Origin of the sequence: Streptomyces sp. NBC_01431, from assembly GCF_036231355.1 — a bacterium.
Lineage (GTDB): Bacteria > Actinomycetota > Actinomycetes > Streptomycetales > Streptomycetaceae > Streptomyces.
The window spans coordinates 2,106,804-2,124,623 of sequence record NZ_CP109496.1; the positions used below are offsets into that span (position 1 = coordinate 2,106,804).

At 72.1% G+C, this 17,820-nt stretch carries 15 protein-coding genes and 1 pseudogene; 4 read left to right on the top strand and 12 right to left on the bottom strand.

What is annotated here, in order from left to right; all coding sequences use genetic code 11:
- Positions 1–22: 22 nt before the first annotated feature.
- The 4 genes from OG522_RS09710 to OG522_RS09725 are packed head-to-tail and all read right to left on the bottom strand — an operon-like array spanning position 23 to position 3,955.
- Complete coding sequence (locus tag OG522_RS09710; RefSeq protein ID WP_329462547.1) at positions 23–1,000, bottom strand: ornithine cyclodeaminase family protein; 978 nt, start codon at positions 998–1,000, stop codon at positions 23–25.
- The gene (locus OG522_RS09715) at positions 997–2,028 is read right to left on the bottom strand and encodes a proline racemase family protein (RefSeq protein ID WP_329462548.1); all 1,032 of its coding nucleotides are present in this window, start codon (positions 2,026–2,028) and stop codon (positions 997–999) included. The genes OG522_RS09710 and OG522_RS09715 overlap by 4 nt, the downstream gene beginning before the upstream one ends.
- Positions 2,025–3,026 carry a proline racemase family protein gene (locus tag OG522_RS09720; RefSeq protein ID WP_329462549.1) on the bottom strand — a complete coding sequence of 334 codons (1,002 nt, stop codon included), beginning with the start codon at positions 3,024–3,026 and terminating at the stop codon, positions 2,025–2,027. Before OG522_RS09720 ends, OG522_RS09715 begins: the two co-directional genes overlap by 4 nt.
- Before the next feature lie 20 nt (positions 3,027–3,046).
- Positions 3,047–3,955, bottom strand: coding sequence for a dihydrodipicolinate synthase family protein (locus OG522_RS09725; protein ID WP_329462550.1), 909 nt, complete (start codon positions 3,953–3,955; stop codon positions 3,047–3,049).
- Between the two features lie 230 nt (positions 3,956–4,185).
- On the opposite strand from OG522_RS09725, the gene OG522_RS09730 reads away from it, so the two are divergent.
- A complete protein-coding gene (locus OG522_RS09730) occupies positions 4,186–5,556 on the top strand; it encodes an aminopeptidase P family protein (RefSeq protein ID WP_329462551.1) in 1,371 nt (456 codons plus the stop codon).
- 108 nt (positions 5,557–5,664) lie between these two features.
- On the opposite strand, the gene OG522_RS09735 is transcribed toward OG522_RS09730, so the two are convergent.
- Entirely contained in the window at positions 5,665–6,063 is a 399-nt protein-coding gene (locus tag OG522_RS09735) for a RidA family protein (protein ID WP_329462552.1), read from the bottom strand.
- Entirely contained in the window at positions 6,060–7,169 is a 1,110-nt protein-coding gene (locus OG522_RS09740) for an acyl-CoA dehydrogenase family protein (RefSeq protein ID WP_329462553.1), read from the bottom strand. Before OG522_RS09740 ends, OG522_RS09735 begins: the two co-directional genes overlap by 4 nt.
- Positions 7,170–7,279: 110 nt before the next feature.
- Here OG522_RS09740 and OG522_RS09745 point away from each other — a divergent pair, with 110 nt between their 5' ends.
- A complete protein-coding gene (locus tag OG522_RS09745) occupies positions 7,280–8,896 on the top strand; it encodes an AMP-binding protein (protein WP_329462554.1) in 1,617 nt (538 codons plus the stop codon).
- Between the two features lie 4 nt (positions 8,897–8,900).
- Positions 8,901–9,734 (top strand): PaaX family transcriptional regulator, encoded by an 834-nt coding sequence (locus OG522_RS09750; protein ID WP_329462555.1) that lies wholly within the window; start codon positions 8,901–8,903, stop codon positions 9,732–9,734.
- Positions 9,735–9,831: 97 nt separating this feature from the next.
- On the opposite strand, the gene OG522_RS09755 is transcribed toward OG522_RS09750, so the two are convergent.
- A complete protein-coding gene (locus OG522_RS09755) occupies positions 9,832–12,147 on the bottom strand; it encodes a bifunctional salicylyl-CoA 5-hydroxylase/oxidoreductase (protein ID WP_329462556.1) in 2,316 nt (771 codons plus the stop codon).
- Positions 12,148–12,149: 2 nt separating this feature from the next.
- On the bottom strand, positions 12,150–12,977 hold the full coding sequence (locus OG522_RS09760) for an enoyl-CoA hydratase family protein (RefSeq protein ID WP_329462557.1): 828 nt from the start codon (positions 12,975–12,977) through the stop codon (positions 12,150–12,152).
- Between the two features lie 327 nt (positions 12,978–13,304).
- On the opposite strand from OG522_RS09760, the gene OG522_RS09765 reads away from it, so the two are divergent.
- The gene (locus OG522_RS09765) at positions 13,305–13,748 is read left to right on the top strand and encodes an ATP-binding protein (RefSeq protein WP_329462558.1); all 444 of its coding nucleotides are present in this window, start codon (positions 13,305–13,307) and stop codon (positions 13,746–13,748) included.
- Between the two features lie 278 nt (positions 13,749–14,026).
- On the opposite strand, the gene argF is transcribed toward OG522_RS09765, so the two are convergent.
- The 4 genes and pseudogenes from argF to mmuM all read right to left on the bottom strand — a co-directional run bounded on the left by argF (position 14,027) and on the right by mmuM (position 17,819).
- A complete protein-coding gene (argF, locus tag OG522_RS09770) occupies positions 14,027–15,037 on the bottom strand; it encodes an ornithine carbamoyltransferase (RefSeq protein WP_329462559.1) in 1,011 nt (336 codons plus the stop codon).
- Positions 15,038–15,109: 72 nt separating this feature from the next.
- Positions 15,110–16,342, bottom strand: coding sequence for an arginine deiminase (locus OG522_RS09775; RefSeq protein WP_329462560.1), 1,233 nt, complete (start codon positions 16,340–16,342; stop codon positions 15,110–15,112).
- A 99-nt stretch (positions 16,343–16,441) separates the two neighbouring features.
- Positions 16,442–16,615 (bottom strand): annotated as a pseudogene (locus tag OG522_RS09780) (hypothetical protein); the annotation flags it as partial.
- Between the two features lie 121 nt (positions 16,616–16,736).
- Positions 16,737–17,819 carry a homocysteine S-methyltransferase gene (mmuM, locus tag OG522_RS09785; RefSeq protein WP_329462561.1) on the bottom strand — a complete coding sequence of 361 codons (1,083 nt, stop codon included), beginning with the start codon at positions 17,817–17,819 and terminating at the stop codon, positions 16,737–16,739.
- Position 17,820: the final 1 nt, after the last annotated feature.

The window sequence follows — 17,820 nt, forward strand, 5'->3', positions numbered from 1 at the left end:
TCCTCCGTGAATCCGCGGAGGCTCAGCGTACAATCCTCCCCTTCCTGGCAGGGCTTCCCGGTCCAACTGCCGTTTCCCGTACGGTGGTCGAGGCCCGTAGCAGCGCCGCCGCCACGGCCAGGTCCTCCCAGGCCATGCCCACGCTCTTGAACAGCCGCGGCCGGTCGGAGGGGATCCTCCCCCCGCCCCGCACCAGTTCGGCCAGGTTGCCCGCGATGTGGTCCTCGGCGATGACTTTCTCGGCCAGCGGGATCAGCAGATCGCCGGCCTCGCGCAGGGCCGCCGCCCGCGCCTCCACCCAGACCGAGGAGCGCCGTACCAGTTCCGAGTCCGTCTCCCGTACGGCCGTCTGGTGGGAGCCGACCGCGACCACGGCGGCACGGCCGGGGACGAGCCGCCCGTCGAAGAGCGGCTCGCGCGCGGTGGTGCAGCAGATGACGAGATCGGCGCCGGACACCTCCGACGGCGTTCCGGTGTGCGCTCGCAGGCCGAGCCCTCGCGCATACGCGACCAGGGACTCGGCCGGCTCCGGGGTGCGCGAAACGACCGACAGATGAGTCAACTTCCTTATCTTGAGGGCCGCTTCGAGATGGGCGTAGGCCTGGGGGCCCGCTCCGAAGAGGACCAGGCGCGTCGCGTCCGGTGCGGCGAGCGCGTCGATCGCCAGGGCCGATACCGCCGCGGTGCGCACGGTGGTCAGCGCCGCGGCGTCGAGGAGGGCGACGGGCAGCAGTGTCGGGCCGTCGAGCAGAAGGAAGCTACCGGTGATGCGGGGCAGCCCACGGCCCGGGTTGGCGGGCGCGACCCCGGCGATCTTCACTCCCGCGTACGTCGCGGAGGCCGCCGGCATGATCAGCAGCTCCCCCGCCGGAACAGGGATGCCGGAGCGCGCCGGGCACGACTCCGGGTCGAGCCCGTCCCGCAGGGCCGCCCCCACGGCTTCGGCCGCCGCGGCCGGGGTCAGCAGGGCCGCGATGTCGTCGGCGCCGAGGTGGATCACAGCAGGAATCCCGTCGCCAGCTCGTCGTAGGGGTCGAGTACGAAGGTGTGCTCGCCGGTGCGGTGGGTGGCGCCGGTGACTTCGGTGACGGTGCCCCGCGCCGAACGGGACAGGACGCGTCCGGTGAACACCGTGCCGGTCACCGACTCGTGGCGCAGCTCGTCGCCGGGGCCGATGGCACCGTCCTCGGCCAGCAGGGCCAGTCGCGCGGCGGTGCCCGAGCCGCACGGGGAGCGGTCGATCTGGCCGTCGGCGAACACGGTGACGCTGCGCTGGTTCGGCCCGGCCGAGGTGTCCGCGAGCGCCTCGTGGAAGATCACCCCGTACACCCCCGCGAGGAGGGGGATCGCCGGGTCGACGGTGGCGCGGTGACCGGTGAGCTCTTCGCGTATCTCCCGTGCGAGATCGGTGAGTTGGGGCAGCGAGGTGCGGCTGACGTCCAGGTCGAGTTCCGCCGCCGCCAGCGAGACGTAGCAGGCTCCCGCGTGCGCCACCGACACCTCGGCCGCGCCGCGCGAGGTGGTCACGGGCAGCTTGCGGGCGGTGACGCGGGCCGGGACGCCCCGGAAGGTGACCGCGGTGGTGCGGGCGCCCGCACGGTGCACCCGGGCCGTGACCCGGCCCGACGGCACGTCGATCCTGACCTCGGCGGTGCCGTCGTCCGGTGCGAGGACGCGACCCGTGGCCACCGCCCAGGCGCCGAGGGCGATGGTGCCGTGGCCACAGGCGGTGGAGTATCCGTCCTTGTGCCAGAACAGCACCCCGAAGTGGGCCCCGTCGTCGTCGGGCGGAACGACGAACCCGCCGTACATGCCGGCGTGGCCACGCGGTTCCTGGACGAGCAGCCGCCGGACGTCGTCGAGGGGGCCGGGTCTCGGCGCGTTGGGGGCGCCGCCCGCGCCGATCACGGTGGCCCAGCGCTCCGCGACCGTGTCCCCGGGGGCGGGCGGGAGCCCGTCCGCAACGATGCGGAAGGGCTCGCCCGCGGTGTGGAAGTCGACGGCGCGCACCACCACGGGCGCCTTCACAGCAGGAAGCCTTGCGGAAACGGGTCGGACGGATCGAGGAAGTACTGGGCGGTTCCGGTGATCCAGGCCCGTCCGGTGACGGTGGGCACGACCGCCGGGAGTCCGCCGACCGTGGTCTCGCCGACGAGCCGGCCGGTGAACTCGGTACCGATGAAGGACTCGTTGGTGAAGTCGCGGTGCAGGGGGAGCTCACCGCGGGCGTGCAGCTGGGCCATCCGAGCGGAGGTTCCGGTGCCGCACGGGGAGCGGTCGAACCAGCCCGGGTGGATGGCCATGGCGTGCCGCGAGCGCGTCGCGTCGGAGCCCGGGGCCGCGAGGTAGACGTGCTTGACCCCGCTGATCTCCGGGTGCTCGGGGTGCGCCGGGCGGTCGCTCGCGTTGATGGCGTCCATGAGGGCGAGCCCGGCGGCGAGCAGATCGTCCTTGCGAGCCCGGTCGAAGGGCAGGCCGAGGGCATCGAGGTCGACGAAGGCGTAGAAGTTGCCGCCGTAGGCGATGTCGTAGGTGACCGTGCCGAAGCCGGGGACCGTCACCTTCCGCTCCAGTGCGAGGCAGAACGCGGGGACGTTGGTCAGCGTGACGGACTTCGCCTCACCGTCCTCGACCCGGACGTCCACGCTGACCAGACCGGCCGGAGTGTCCAGTCGTACGGTGGTGACGGGCTCGGTGACCGCCACCATCCCCGTCTCCACCAGCACGGTGGCCACCCCGATGGTGCCGTGGCCGCACATCGGCAGGAGTCCGGAGACCTCGATGTAGAGGACTCCGTAGTCCGCGTCGGGGCGGGTGGGCGGCTGGAGGATCGCGCCGCTCATCGCGGCGTGGCCGCGCGGCTCGTACATCAGGAGCGTACGGATGTGGTCGAGGTGCTCCATGAAGTGCAGCCGCCGCTCGGCCATGGTGGCGCCGGGGATGACGCCGAGCCCGCCGGTGATGACACGGGTCGGCATGCCTTCGGTGTGCGAGTCGACCGCGTGGTAGACGTGTCGGGTCCGCATGGATTCGCCTTTCTGGCGGGCTACTTGTGGCCTTCGGCGAGCGCCTTCTCGGTGGCGGCGCGCACCACGGCCTCCTGTTCGGCGGTGAGCGGGTGGCGGGGCGGCCTGGTGGGTCCGCCGGTTCGGCCCGCGAGGTCCATGGAGAGCTTGATCGCCTGGACGAACTCGGTCTTGGAGTCCCAGCGCAGCAGCGGGTGCAGCGCCCGGTAGAGGGGACGTGCGGTGGCGAGGTCGCCGTCGATGGCGGCGCGGTAGAGCTGGGCGCAGGAGGCGGGCAGCGCGTTGGGGTATCCGGCGATCCAGCCGACCGCACCGGCCAGCGCCAGCTCCAGCAGGACGTCATCGGCCCCGATCAACAAGTCCAGTTCCGGGGCCAGTTCGGCGATCTCGTAGGCCCGGCGCACATCGCCGCTGAACTCCTTCACGGCGACGATGCTGCCGTCCGCGTACAGCTGGGCGAGCAGCGCGGGCGTCAGGTCGACCTTGGTGTCGTACGGGTTGTTGTAGGCGACGACGGGCAGGCCCGCCTTCGCGACCTCGGCGTAGTGGGCGCGTACGGCCGCCTCGTCGGCGCGGTAGGCGTTCGGCGGCAGCAGCAGGACGGAGCCCGCTCCCGCCTCGCGCGCCTGCTCGGCCCAGCGGCGGGACTCGGCGCTGCCGTAGGCGGCGACGCCCACCATCACGCGGTCGCCGTCGCCCGCCGCCTCGACGGCGGTCCGCACGACATGGGCGCGCTCCTCGTCGGACAGGGTCTGGTATTCGCCGAGCGAGCCGTTCGGCACGACGCCGTCGCTGCCGTTGTCGATCAGCCAGCGCACGTGCTCGGCATAGGAGTCGAAGTCGACGGAGAGATCGGCGCGCAGGGGAAGTGCGGTCGCGACGAGGATTCCGTGCCAGGGCCGGAGTCGCTGAGGTGTTGCAGACGTCATGGTCGGTCTCCCTAGTGTGGTGTGTGACATTTTACTGACCGTTGCGGGGTGCCCACAAGAGCCGTACGTGACCGAGATCGCTCGCCCGCCCAAAGGGGGCTGGGGGCATCGAACCCCCAAGCACCAGGGGGAACTTGATCCCCTGACGACCCGGCGAGGCGGCTGTAACATAGTAATGTGAAATTGCACTGCTAAGTCCCGCACCCCCCTCCTCACCCCTGGGAGCCCAGATGGCCGAGCGCCCCGCGCGCCTCAACACCGGCAGCCACGACCTTCCCGTCGGTCTCGAACTCGCCGCCTTCATGACCACCGACTGGGCCCCGACCCCGCTGCCCGGGGACCTCCGGGTGCCGGGGCATGAGGTCATGGCGGGACGCCGGGCGCGGCTTTCGGCCCGTTTCCCCGGTGAGCGACTCCTCGTGCCCGCAGGGGAGTTGAAGGTCCGCAGCAACGACTGCGACCACCGCTTCCGCCCGCACAGCGCCTATGCCTGGCTGACCGGCCTGACCGGCGAGGACCAGCCCGGCCACGTGCTCGTCATGGAGCCGTCCGGTTCCGGACACGAGGCGGTGCTGTACGTGCGGCCGCGCTCGCCGCGCGCCGACGGCGGCGACGAGTTCTACCGCGACCGCCGGTACGGCGAGTTCTGGGTGGGACGCCGGCCCGACCTCGCGGAGGCGGAGCGGCTGACCGGCATCCGCTGCCTCCACGTGGACGGCCTCGACGCGCTGCCGCCCGGCCGCGACGCGTCGAGCGATGCCGAACTGGCTCAAGTCCTCTCGGAGTTGAGACTGGTGAAGGACGCGTGGGAGGTGGCCCAGCTCCAGCTGGCCGTCGACCACACCACCACGGGTTTCGAGGACGTCGTGCGCTCCCTGCCCCGCGCGCTGGCCCATCCGCGGGGCGAGCGCGTACTCGAAGGCGTTTTCGGGCTGCGCGCCCGCGCCGAGGGCAACGGCACGGGGTACGAGACGATCGCCGCCTCCGGCGCGCACGCCTGTGTACTGCACTGGATCCGCAACGACGGGCGGCTCGACCCGCGGGAACTGCTGCTCCTGGACGCGGGCGTGGAGACCGAAACGCTCTACACCTCCGACATCACCCGCACCCTCCCACTCTCCGGCCGCTTCTCCCCCGTCCAGCGCCAGGTGTACGAACTCGTCCTGGCCGCGCAGGAGGCGGGCATCGCGGCGCTGCGGCCGGGCGCCGCCTACCGCGACTTCCACCGGGCCGCCATGCAGGTCATCGCGGAGGGCCTCGCGGACTGGGGCGTCCTCAAGAGCGCCTCGGGCGAACTGCACCGCCGCTACACGCTGTGCGGCAGCGGGCACATGCTGGGCCTGGACGTCCACGACTGCGCGAAGGCCCGCGCCGAGACGTACCTGGACGGCGTCCTGGAGCCGGGCCACGTCCTCACGGTCGAGCCCGGCCTGTACTTGCAGCCGGACGACGAGACCCTGCCGCCCGAACTGCGCGGCATCGGCGTCCGCATCGAGGACGACCTGGTCATCACCGACACCGGCGCCCACCTGCTGTCGGGGGCGCTGCCGAGGTCGGTCGAGGGCGTTGAGGAGTGGATGGGGCACCTGCTGGAGGGGTGAGCGGCCTCGATTCGATCCCCCACCCGCCCCTTCCCTGAACCCTCCGGGGCTGGGGGCGGGTGGGAGCCCTTCCCTGAACCCTTCGGGGCTGGGGGCGGGTGGGAGTAGCTAGTCCAGGACCGCGAAGCCGTCCAGTTCGACCAGGGCCTGCTCGTCCCAGAGGCGGACCACCCCGATCACCGCCATCGCCGGATAGTCGCGGCCTGCCAACTCGCGCCAGATCGACCCGAGTTCGCGGGCCCGCAGCCGGTACTCCGCGACGTCCGTGGCGTACACGGTGACCCGCGCGAGGTCGCCCGGGGTGCCCCCGGCCGCTGCCAGTGCCGTCAGGAGGTTGGTGGTCGCGGTGCGGAACTGCTCGGGCAGCGTGGTGCCCACCACCTCGCCGTCCCCGTCCAGCGCGGTCTGCCCGGCGAGGAAGACGAGGCGGCTGCCGACGGCGACCACCGCGTGGCTGAAGCCGGTCGGCGGGGACAGTTCGGCCGGGTTCAGTCGCTCCAGGCTCATCGGTACAGCTCCTTCGCGATGATCGTGCGCTGCACTTCGCTCGCCCCCTCGTAGATGCGGGGCGCCCGCACCTCACGGTAGAGGTGTTCGAGCAGGTGCCCGCGTTGCAGCGCGCGAGCGCCGTGGAGCTGGACCGCCGTGTCGACGACGTACTGCGCCGTCTCGGTGGCCAGCAGTTTGGCCATCGCCGAACCGCGGGCGATGCCCGCGTCGCGCCGGTCATAGGCACAGGCCGCCGCGTACACCAACAGGCGCGCCGCCTGGGTGCGGGTCGCCATGTCGGCGAGCTTGTGGGACACCGCCTGGAGGTCCTTCAACGGGCCGCCGAACGCGGTGCGTTCGCCGGCGTGCGCGACGGTGGCGTCCAGAGCCGCCTGCGCCATCCCGACGGCGAAGGCTCCGACGCTCGGCCGGAACAGATTGAGGGTGTTCATCGCGACCCCGAAGCCCCCGTCGACATCGCCGAGCACGTCGTCGGCGCTCACCGGTACACCGTCGAAGTCGAGGCGCCCGATGGCGTGCGGCGACAGCATGTCGAGGGCGGCGCCACTCAGGCCGGGCCGGTCGGCGGGGACCAGGAAGGCCGTCACACCGCGCGCCCCAGCGCCCGGCGTCGTCCGCGCGAAAACGGTGTAGAAGTCGGCCTCGGGGGCGTTGGAGATCCAGCACTTCTCGCCGGTGAGCCGCCAACCATCGTTGTCCTGAGCCGCGTTGAGGCCGAGCGCCGCGGCGTCCGAGCCCGCGTCCGGCTCGCTGAGCGCGAAGGCCGCGACCGCGCGGCCCGCCGTCACCGCGGGCATCCACCGCTCGCGCTGCGCGGCCGATCCGTACGCGGCGACCGGATGCGCGCCCAGGCCCTGGAGGGCGAGCGCGGTCTCCGCCTCCGTGCACGCGTACGCCAGCGACTCGCGCATCAGGCACAGGTCGAGCGCGCCCGAGCCGAAGAGCCGGGCCAGCAGCCCGTGCTCCCCGAGTGCCTCGACAAGTGGCCGGTTGACGCGCCCTGGCTCACCCTTGTCCGCAAGGGGGCGCAGCCGCGCCCCGGCAAGCACCCGCAGCTCCCCGCACCATTCCAGCTGGTCCGGCTCCAGCGCGAATCCGGGCATGGCCACCCCTTTCCACTCGGGTCCGACAGCCTGGCAGCCGCTCTATCGCGGACTGTTGACTGTCGTCATTCAAACGATACGCTCCAGAGGCGACAAGGGGGCGATCCCGTATGGAGCTGAAGACCTCAGCGCACGCCGACACCTTTCCCCGCGACCACCTGCCGCCGAGCGAGCAGTGGCCCGAGCTGATCCTCGACCTGCCCGGTCTCGACTACCCCGAGCGGCTCAACTGCGGCCATGAGCTCCTCGACACCACCATCGCGCGCTTCGGCCCGGACCGCCCCGCCTTCCGCACCGGCGACGGCACGGTCTGGACGTACGCCCAGCTGCGCGAGAGGGTCGACCGCATCGCCCACGTCCTGACGGCCGAGCTGGGCGTGGTGCCCGGCAACCGAGTGCTGCTGCGCGGGCCGACCACCCCGTGGCTGGCCGCGTGCTGGCTGGCGGTGATGAAGGCGGGTGCGGTCGCCGTGACGGTCCTCGCCCAGCAGCGCACCCACGAACTGGCCGTGATCTGCGACATCGCGCGGATCAGCCACGCCCTGTGCGACGCCCGCGTGGTGGACGACCTGGAAAAGGCCGAGGTGCCCGGCCTGCGCGTCACGGCGTACGGGGGCGGCGCACCCGGCGACCTGCTGCACCTGGCCGAACGGGCCCCGGCCGGGCCGTTCGCCGCTGTGGACACGTCGGCCGACGACGTCGCCCTGATCGCCTTCACCTCGGGCACCACGGGACGCCCCAAGGGCTGTATGCACTTCCACCGCGATGTGCTCGCCATCGCCGACACCTTCGCCCGGCACGTCCTGAAGCCGACACCCGACGACGTCTTCGCGGGCAGCCCGCCGCTCGGCTTCACCTTCGGGCTCGGCGGCCTGGTCGTCTTTCCGATGCGGGCCGGCGCCTCGTCGCTGCTGCTCGAACAGGCGGGCCCCAAGCAGCTGTTGCCGGCGCTCGCCGAGCACCGCGTGTCGGTCCTGTTCACCGCGCCGACCGCCTACCGGGCGATGCTGGAGGAGCTCGACGGGTACGACCTGAGCGCCCTGCGGCGCTGCGTGTCGGCCGGCGAGAACCTTCCGGCCGCGACGTGGCGGGCCTGGCAGCAGCGGACCGGGCTCCGCATCATCAACGGCATCGGCGCCACCGAACTGCTGCACATCTTCGTCTCGGCCGCGGACGGCGACATCCGGCCCGGCACCACCGGCCGCCCCGTGCCCGGCTGGCAGGCCCGCATCGTCGACGCCGGGGGAGCGCCGGTCCCGGACGGCGAACCCGGGCTGCTCGCGGTGCGCGGCCCCGTCGGCTGCCGCTACCTGGCGGACGAACGGCAGCGGGAGTACGTGCGCAACGGCTGGAACGTCACGGGCGACACCTATGTGCGCGAGGCCGACGGCTTGTTCCGGTACGTCGCCCGCGCCGACGACATGATCATCTCGGCCGGGTTCAACATAGCGGGCCCCGAGGTCGAGGACGCGCTGCTGCGCCATCCGGACGTCACCGAGGCCGCGGTGGTGGGGCGCCCCGACGAGACCCGCGGCCACATCGCGGTCGCGTACTGCGTGCTGAGGCCGGGCGTGCCGCGCGGCGAGGCCACGGTGGCGCTCCTTCGCGACTTCGTGAAGGCCGAGCTCGTCCCGTACAAGTGCCCGCGCGCGATCGTCTTCCTTGACGCGCTCCCGCGCACGCCCACGGGCAAGCTCCAGCGCTTCCGACTGCGGGAACTAGAGTGATCGCGTGGCCGAGCAGCACACCCCCCGATCCTTGATCGTCACCCTGTACGGCGCCTACGGGCGCCAGACCTCCGGCTCGCTGGCGGTGGCCGAACTGATCCGGCTGCTCGCGGCGGTCGACGTGGACGCGCCGTCCGTACGCTCGTCGGTGTCCCGGCTCAAACGGCGGGGGCTGCTCGTGGCACAGCCCACGGCGCAGGGCGCGGCCGGCTACGCGCTGTCGGCCGACGCCCGCCAGCTCCTGGACGACGGCGACCGGCGCATCTACGCCCATCCCTCGCCCCGGGCCGCCGACGGCTGGGTCCTCGCGGTGTTCTCCGTCCCGGAGCCGGAACGCAGCAAGCGCCACGTCCTGCGCTCGCGCCTGGCCGGACTCGGCTTCGGCGCGGCGGCACCCGGGGTGTGGCTGGCCCCGGCCCGGCTGTACGACGAGACCCGGCACACCCTGGATCGCCTCCAACTCGCCCCGTACGTCGAGCTGTTCCGCGGCGAGCACCTCGGCTTCTCGCCCACCGCGGAGGCGGTCGCCCGCTGGTGGGACCTGCCGGCCATCGCCAAGGAGCACGAGGACTTCCTCGACCGGCACGAACCGGTGCTGCGGGCCTGGCAGTCGCGGGACCACCCGGGCTCCGGCGCCCCGGCACAGGCCGAGGCCGCCTACCGCGACTACCTCCTCGCCCTGGACTCCTGGCGCAGGCTCCCGTACGTGGACCCGGGGCTGCCCGCCGACCTGCTGCCCCACAACTGGCCGGGCGCCCGCTCGGCCGAGGTGTTCGGCCGACTGCACCAGCTGCTGCGGGAGGCGGGCGCGGCGTTCGTCCGGAGCGTCCTGTCGTGACGTGGCAAGGCGCCGGGCGACGACGGCACGAGGACGGGCCTCGGGCACCGGGTCGGCCGGCACCCGGCAGCCTTTGACAACTCCCGCCCCACCCCCGTCAGTTCAGGCTGAGGCGCGGTCTGGGGGCATCGGTGCGGCCGGTCGGCGGTGTGCGGCTGCCCGCGCGGTACGGGAGCGGCCAGCTGGCACCCGGGCCGGCGTAACCCTGCTCGGCCGCGGCGTGCAGCGTCCAGTGGGGGTCGTACAGGTGCGGGCGGGCCAGCGCGCACAGGTCGGCGCGGCCCGCGAGCAGCAGGGAGTTGACGTCGTCCCAGGACGAGATGGCGCCGACCGCGACGACGGGGATGCCGAGCTCGTTGCGGATCCGGTCGGCGTACGGAGTCTGGTAGGAGCGCCCGAATTCCGGGCGTTCGCCGGGGACGACCTGGCCGGTGGAGACGTCGATGGCGTCGGCGCCGTGCGCGGCGAAGGCCCGCGCGATCTCCACGGCGTCCTCGGCGGTGGTGCCGCCCTCGGCCCAGTCGGTGGCGGAGATCCGGACCGTCATGGGACGGTCGTCGGGCCAGTCGGCGCGGACCGCGTCGAAGACTTCGAGGGGGAAGCGGAGGCGGTTCGCGAGGGAACCGCCGTAGCCGTCCGTCCGTTGGTTGGTGAGAGGGGAAAGGAATCCGGAGAGCAAGTAGCCGTGGGCGCAGTGCAGTTCGAGGAGGTCGAAACCGCAGTCGGCCGCCCGCCGGGTGGCGGCCCTGAACTGTTCGCGGATGTCGGTGAGCCCCGCGCGGTCCAGCGCGTGCGGGACTTGGTTGACTCCCGGCCGGTAGGGCAGCGGTGAGGCGGCGGCGAGGGGCCAGTTGCCGGTGTCGAGCGGCTGGTCCATGCCGTCCCACATGAGCCGGGTCGAGCCCTTGCGCCCGGAGTGGCCGAGCTGGATGCCGAGGGCGGTGCCGGGTGACTGCCCGTGCACGAAATCCGCGATCCGCCGCCAGGCGCTGGCCTGTTCGGTGGTGTAGAGGCCCGCGCAGCCGGGGGTGATCCGGCCTTGCGGGCTGACACACACCATCTCGGTCATGACCAGTCCCGCGCCGCCGAGCGCTCGGGCGCCGAGGTGGACGAGGTGGAAGTCGCCGGGGAGGCCGTCCACGGCGGAGTACATGTCCATGGGAGAGACGACCACGCGGTTCTTCAGTTCGAGGCCGCGCAGCCGGAAGGGGGTGAACATGGGCGGGGTGCCCGGCGGGCAGCCGAACTCCCGCTCCACGGTGTCGGTGAAGCCGGGGTCGCGCAGCCGCAGGTTGCCGTGGGTGACCCGGCGGCTGCGGGTGAGCAGGTTGAAGGCGAACTGCCGGGCGGGCTGGTCGAGATGGCGCTCCAGCTCCTCGAACCAGCGCAGGCTGGCCGCCGCGGCTCGCTGTGTCGACTCCACGACGGGCCGGCGTTCGCTCTCGTACGCACTGAGCGCCGAGGGCAGATCGGGCTGCTCCTCGATGCAGGCGGCGAGCGCGAGGGCGTCCTCGACGGCGAGTTTGGTGCCGGACCCGATGGAGAAGTGGGCGGTGTGCGCCGCGTCGCCGAGGAGCACCGTATTGCCGTACGACCAGCGGTCGTTGACGACCGTGCGGAAGGCCGCCCAGGAGGACTTGTTCCCGCGCAGGGGCCGTCCGCCGAGCGCCTCGGTGAAGATTTTGGCGCACTGGTCGGCGGAGGCGTCCGCGTCGAGCACGTCGAAACCGGCGCGCGCCCACACTTCCTCGCGCATCTCGATGATGACCGTGGAGGAGGCGGCGGCGTAGGGGTATCCGTGCAGCTGCATCACGCCGTGTTCGGTCTCGGCGATCTCGAACCGGAAGGCGTCGAAGGCGAAGTCGGCGGCGAGCCAGATGTAGCGGCAGCGGTGGCTGGTGATGTCGGGCCCGAAGTGGTCGGCGTGCGCCTGGCGGGTGAGGCTGTGCACGCCGTCGGCGGCGACCACCAGGTCGTAGGCGGCGGCGAGTTGGGCCGAGGGCGGCGCCTCGGTACCAAAACGCAGATCGACCCCGAGCGAGTGGCAGCGCTCGTGCAGGATCTCCAGAAGCCTGCGCCGCCCCAGGGCGGCGAAGCCGTGCCCGCCGGAGGTGAGGGTGCGGCCCCGGTGCACGATGTCGATGTCGTCCCACCGTACGAACTCGGCGCGCATCGCCCGGTACACGGCCGGGTCGGCGTGCTCGATCCCGCCGAGGGTCTCGTCGGACAGGACGACCCCGAAGCCGAAGGTGTCGTCGGGGGCGTTGCGCTCCCAGACCGTGATCTCCCGCTCGGGCCCGAGCCGCTTGAGCAGGGCGGCCGCGTAGAGCCCGCCGGGACCGCCGCCGATCACGGCGATCCGCAGGGGGGTGCTGGGCAGGGACTCGGCGGCGTCAGGTCCTAGGTCCGGCATCGTTAGCGCCCCTGCCATTTCGGGGGCCGCTTCTCGGTGAAGGACGCGTGGAACTCGGCGTAGTCCTCGCCGGTCATCAGCAGGGCCTGGGTGGCCGCGTCCATTTCGACGGCGGCGGCGAGCGGCATGTCGAGCTCGGCGGTGAGCAGCGCCTTGGTCTGGGCGTAGGCGAGGGCGGGCCCGTCGGCGAGGCGGCGGGCGAGGTCGGCGGCGCGCTCGTCCGCGCACCCCTCGTCGGTCAACTCGCTGAGCAGGCCGATCCGTTCGGCCTCCGGGGCGCGCACCGGTTCGCCGAGCATGAGCAGGCGGGTCGCGTGGCCGAGGCCGACCACCCTCGGCAGCAGATACGCCGCACCCATGTCGCCGCCCGACAGCCCCACTTTGGTGAAGAGGAAGGCGAACCGGGCCGTCGGGTCCGCGATGCGGAAGTCGGCGGCCAGCGCGAGGACGGCGCCCGCTCCGGCTGCGACACCGTGGATCGCGGCGATCACGGGGAAGGGGCATTCGCGGATCGCCCGGACGACCTGCCCGGTCATCCGGTTGAAGTCGAGGAGCTCGGCGGTGTTCATGGACAGGGTGGCGCCGATGATGTCGTCCACGTCACCTCCGGAACAGAACCCCCGCCCCTCCCCCGCCAGGATCAGGGCGCGTACGGAGCGCTGCCTGGACAGTTCGGCGAGCAGGTCCCGGAGGTCGGCGTAGGCGCCGAAGGTCAGGGCATTGAGCTTCTCCGGCCGGGCGAGGGTGACCGTCGCGACTCCGTCGGCCACCGAGAGTCGCAGATGGCGCCAGTTCTCGGTGGGAGAAGCGGAGCTGGGAAAGGGGCTCATCGGAGTGCGGCCTCCCTCGGCGGGGCGACGGTGCCGCCCCTTGCTTCTGCTGCCAGTGCTTTCCGCGCCGCTTCTGCGCTGGCGCGGCGCTGGTTCTGCGGCCTGCCTTCTGCCTTCCAGTTTTCGTCCACGACGGTATCACTCATATGTGACTGTCGTCATGAGTGCGCGATAACGCCGTCCGGCAGGACAGTGCCCAAAGTCCCCACTCCCGGTGCCACACGTCCCCGACGCGTCCGGGCGGGGTCCCCTGTTCGCGACGCACAGCGACTTCGTAAAGTTGAAAGCAGGACGAACCCCACCCCATCCGAACGGAACCCCTTCGCTGTGCCCTCCGAGCCCCCCGGCCCCACCCCGGAACACGGTGCCGCACCGTCCGCCTGGCGCATACCGCTCCCCCACACCACGGCCGCCGTACCGATCGCGCGGGCCCTGGTCCGTACCGCGCTGGCCGAGATCGACGTGCCCACCGACTGCGACACGGCCGAGCTGCTCACCGCGGAACTCGTCGCCAACGCAGTCGAGCACACCGCGGGCGGGGCGCCGATCGAGCTGGTGGTGGAACTGCTCGCGTCCGGCTGCCAGGTGGAGGTGCACGACGGTTCCCCGATACCGCCGGGCGATCTCACCGCTCCCGGAACGGCACCGGACCCCTGGCAGGAGCACGGCCGCGGCCTGCTCCTCATCCGCACCCTGAGCTCGGCGTGTGGCCACCGCCCGACCGCGCACGGCAAGGCGGTGTGGTTCACGCTGCAGGGGCACCGGGACTGAGGCGGGGCGGGGCCGGGGCCGCAGCAACCACATCTGGGGTTGAGGCCCGGCGAGCCCCGTTCCCGCGCACTTGTCTGACGCGTCCGGCGGCACCGATTCCTACGCACTTGCCCGGCGGGCCTGATTCCGGCGTACTCGTCCGACGCGCTCGGCGGCTCTGATTCCCGCGCGTACGCCTTGGGGCGCCGGGCGCGCCGGGATCGCCGGACAGGTAAAGCGCGGCGCGTCTGATCACCCCGCGCGGCTACTGCGCCTGGCCACCCGGGCCGCGTACGCGCTCAGCGCTCCTGACCGGCCAGAGTCGCGACCATGACCGCCTTGATGGTGTGCATGCGGTTCTCCGCCTCGTCGAAGACGACCGAGTGCGCCGACTCGAAGACTTCGTCGCTCACTTCGAGTTCGCTCAGGCCGTACCGCTCGTGGATCCCGCGGCCGACCTGCGTGCCGAGGTCGTGGAAGGCGGGCAGGCAGTGCAGGAACTTCACCGCCGGATTGCCGGTGGCGCGCAGCACTTCCATGGTCACCGCGTACGACGCGAGGGCCTTGATTCGCTCGGCCCAGACCTCCGGGGGCTCGCCCATCGAGACCCAGACGTCGGTGGCCACGAAGTCCGCTCCCGCGACGCCCTCTTCGACGGACTCGGTGAGGGTGATCCGGGCGCCGCTCGCTCCGGCCGCCTCGCGCGCCCGCGCGATGATCTCCTCGGCCGGCCAGTAGGCCCTGGGAGCCACGATCCGCACGTCCATGCCAAGCAGGGCGCCGGTGACCAGGTAGGAATTGCCCATGTTGAAGCGGGCATCGCCCAGATAGGCGAAACCGACCTCACCCAGCGGCTTGTCGGTGTGCTCGGTTACGGTGAGGATGTCGGCGAGCATCTGGGTGGGGTGCCAGTCGTCGGTCAGACCGTTGTAGACCGGGACGCCGGCGTGTTCGGCGAGCGTCTCGACGGTCTGCTGAGCATCACCCCGGAACTCGATCGCGTCGAACATCCGGCCAAGCACGCGGGCGGTGTCGCGCGCGGACTCCTTCTTGCCGATGTGCGAGCCGAGCGGGTCGATGTACGTCGTCGACGCGCCCTGGTCGGCGGCGGCCACCTCGAAGGAGCAGCGGGTACGGGTCGAGGCCTTCTCGAAGATCAGCGCGATGTTCCGGCCGCGCAGGCGCTGGACCTCGGCGCCCGCCTTCTTGGCCGCCTTGAGTTCGGCCGCGAGCGCGACGAGCCCGAGGAACTCCTCGGCCGTGAAGTCCAGCTCCTTGAGGAAGTGGCGGCCTGCGAGGTCTATCGCCATGGTGGCTGCTCCTGGGGGACGGATAGGGGGCGACAACAGAGACAGTGGAACTATATACGTTTGAGTGCATCACTATACGGCATCGCGTTCAACCGGACAGCTCATGCAGCGCGGACCGCCCCTGCCCCGCCCCAGTTCACTGCCCGGAATCTCGATGACCTCGATGCCCTCCTTGCGCAGATGCGTATTGGTCGTCACGTTGCGCTCGTACGCCACCACCACGCCCGGCTCCACGGCGAGCACGTTGCAGCCGTCGTCCCACTGTTCCCGCTCCGCCGAATGGACGTCCTGGGTCGCCGTCAGCACCCTGATCCGGTCCAGGCCCAGCGCCGCCGCGATCGCCCGGTGCATGTGCTCCGGCGAATGATCGGTGACCTTGAGTTCCCGCTCGCCCGCGCCCGGCTCGATCGTGTACGAGCGGAGCATCCCCAGGCCCGCGTACTGAATGAAGGTTTCCCCGTCCACCATCGTCATCACCGTGTCGAGATGCATGAACGCCCGCCGCTTCGGCATGTCGAGCGCCACGATGGTCCGTGCGGAGCCCGCCGCGAACAGACCGCGGGCCAGCATCTCCACGGCCTGCGGAGTGGTCCGCTCGCTCATCCCGATCAGCACGGCACCGTTCCCGATCACCAGGACGTCCCCGCCCTCGATGGTCGACGGATAGTCGCTCTGCCCCCGCGACCAGATGTTGAACGGCCCCGCCTCGGGCCCCTTGAACAGCGGGTGGTGGCGGTAAATCGCCTCGAAGTGGACGGTCTCGCGCTGCCGGGCCGGCCAGCGCATCGCATTGATGGACACCCCGTCGTAGATCCACGCCGAGGTGTCGCGGGTGAACAGGTGGTTCGGCAGCGGGCCCAGCAGGAAGTCGTCCAGATCCATGGCGTGGAAGCGCACCGACGTCGGCTCGGGATGGCCCTCCAGGAACTCCCGTTTGGTCATCCCTCCGACCAGAGCCTCCGCGAGATCGGCGGTCGGCAGCTCCTCGAACGCCGCCCGCAGATGCCCGGTGGCCAGCGGGCCGTACTCCTTCTCGTCGAAGACCCGGTCCAGGACGAGCGCCCGCGCCTGCTCGATCTCCAGCGACTCGCACAGCAGATCGCCGAAGAGGTGCACCTCGACCCCGCGGTCCCTGAGCACGTCCGCGAAACCGTCGTGCTCCGCTCTGGCACGACGCACCCACAGCACATCGTCGAAGAGCAACGCGTCCTTGTTGCTGGGCGTGAGCCGCTTCAGCTCCAGGTCTGGCCGGTGGAGTATGACGCGGCGCAGCCGCCCGGTCTCGGAATCGACATGGAATCCCATGCCCCCATCCTGTCCCGCGGCGCCCCCGCTCACCCGGCGAACAGCCCCGCTGCCCCAGCCGGTGGGCCGTCGAGCGGCCCACCGGCGGCCACCGGCCGCTCACAGCCGCGGGTCGACCGGCTCCGACTCCAGGGCGAGGACCGCGAAGACCGCCTCGTGGACCCGCCACAGCAGCTCGCCGTCGGCCAGCCGGTCGAGCGCCGCCAGACCAAGGGCGTACTCCCGCAGCGCGAGCGACCGCTTGTGCCCCAGGAAGCGCTGCCGCAGCCGGTCGCCCACGCCACCAACCCGGCCGTCACCCCCCTCGCAGACCACCCCCGCGCCCGCGCCCCCAACCGGGCCCCGCACCGACCACCCTCTCGCCCGCCCCAGCGCCCGCCAACTGCGCGGCCCCCTACGCCCGCCACCCTCCGAGCTGGGCTGCCAACCGGGCGATCTCGGCCGGTCCGACCCGGCAGCATCCGCCGACCAGCCTCGCACCGGCCGCCTGCCAGTCCCGCAGTCGCCCGGCATCGAAGGTCCCCGCTCCCACCCAGCCGCGCCGCTCCGCATCCCACCGCTCGCCGCTGTTCGGGTAGACCACCACCGGCTTGCCCGTGACCGACGCCGCGAGCGGCACCGCCCGGTCGGCATCCGCGGGAGCGCAGCAGTTCACCCCGACCGCGATCACCTGGTCGTTCCCCACCGCGAGCCCGAACGCCGCCGCCAGATCCTGACCAGCGCGGGTACGCCCGCCCTCAATGCTGAACGAGAGCCACACCGGCACCCCGCACCCCTCGACCGCCCGCAGCAGCGCCTCCGCCTCGTCTGCATCCGGCACCGTCTCCAGAGCGAGCACATCGGGTCCGGCCGCGACCAAGGCCTCGATCCGCGGCCGGTGAAACCGCTCCAGCTCCCGGACACTCAAGCCGTATCGCCCTCGGTACTCACTGCCGTCCGCGAGGAAGGCGCCGTAGGGGCCGACGGAGGCTGCGACCCAGGTTTCGGGGTAGCCGGCGGGGGCGCTTCGGGGGGCTCCCCCCTCCCCCCGCCCCACCCCGCCCTCCGGCCCCCGCTCCCCCGCCCCACCCCCACCCGCACCCGCACCCGCACCCGCACCCGCACCCGCACCACCGTCGCCGCCACCGCCACCGCCACCGCCACCGCCACCGCCACCGCCACCGCTCAACTCTCCAGCAGCACGCGCCAGTTGAACGCTTCTGGCCAGCAGAACTTCCGCCTCGTGATGGCTCAGTCCACGATGTGCGAAGCCTTCGAAGGTGGCTTGGTAGCTGGCGGTGGTCAGAACCTGGGCGCCCGCCCACACATATGCCGTGTGCGCGGCCTGGATCTGTCGCGGGTCGTCCGCGAGCAGCCGGGCCGACCACAGTTCGTCGGTCAAGTCGCAGCCCTGAGCCTCCAGTTGGTTGGACAGGCCGCCGTCGAGGACGACCATTCCCTGCGCGAGGGCCGCTGCGAGTGTCCGGGCGGGGCTCACG

What these genes read in the sequence shown, in the direction of transcription:
- OG522_RS09720 (WP_329462549.1), bottom strand. Translation starts at nt 3,026, where the DNA reads ATGCGGACCCGACACGTCTACCACGCGGTCGACTCGCACACCGAAGGC.
- OG522_RS09725 (WP_329462550.1), bottom strand. Translation starts at nt 3,955, where the DNA reads ATGACGTCTGCAACACCTCAGCGACTCCGGCCCTGGCACGGAATCCTC.
- OG522_RS09730 (WP_329462551.1), top strand. Translation starts at nt 4,186, where the DNA reads ATGGCCGAGCGCCCCGCGCGCCTCAACACCGGCAGCCACGACCTTCCC.
- OG522_RS09735 (WP_329462552.1), bottom strand. Translation starts at nt 6,063, where the DNA reads ATGAGCCTGGAGCGACTGAACCCGGCCGAACTGTCCCCGCCGACCGGC.
- OG522_RS09740 (WP_329462553.1), bottom strand. Translation starts at nt 7,169, where the DNA reads ATGCCCGGATTCGCGCTGGAGCCGGACCAGCTGGAATGGTGCGGGGAG.
- OG522_RS09745 (WP_329462554.1), top strand. Translation starts at nt 7,280, where the DNA reads ATGGAGCTGAAGACCTCAGCGCACGCCGACACCTTTCCCCGCGACCAC.
- OG522_RS09755 (WP_329462556.1), bottom strand. Translation starts at nt 12,147, where the DNA reads ATGCCGGACCTAGGACCTGACGCCGCCGAGTCCCTGCCCAGCACCCCC.
- OG522_RS09760 (WP_329462557.1), bottom strand. Translation starts at nt 12,977, where the DNA reads ATGAGCCCCTTTCCCAGCTCCGCTTCTCCCACCGAGAACTGGCGCCAT.
- argF (WP_329462559.1), bottom strand. Translation starts at nt 15,037, where the DNA reads ATGGCGATAGACCTCGCAGGCCGCCACTTCCTCAAGGAGCTGGACTTC.
- OG522_RS09775 (WP_329462560.1), bottom strand. Translation starts at nt 16,342, where the DNA reads ATGGGATTCCATGTCGATTCCGAGACCGGGCGGCTGCGCCGCGTCATA.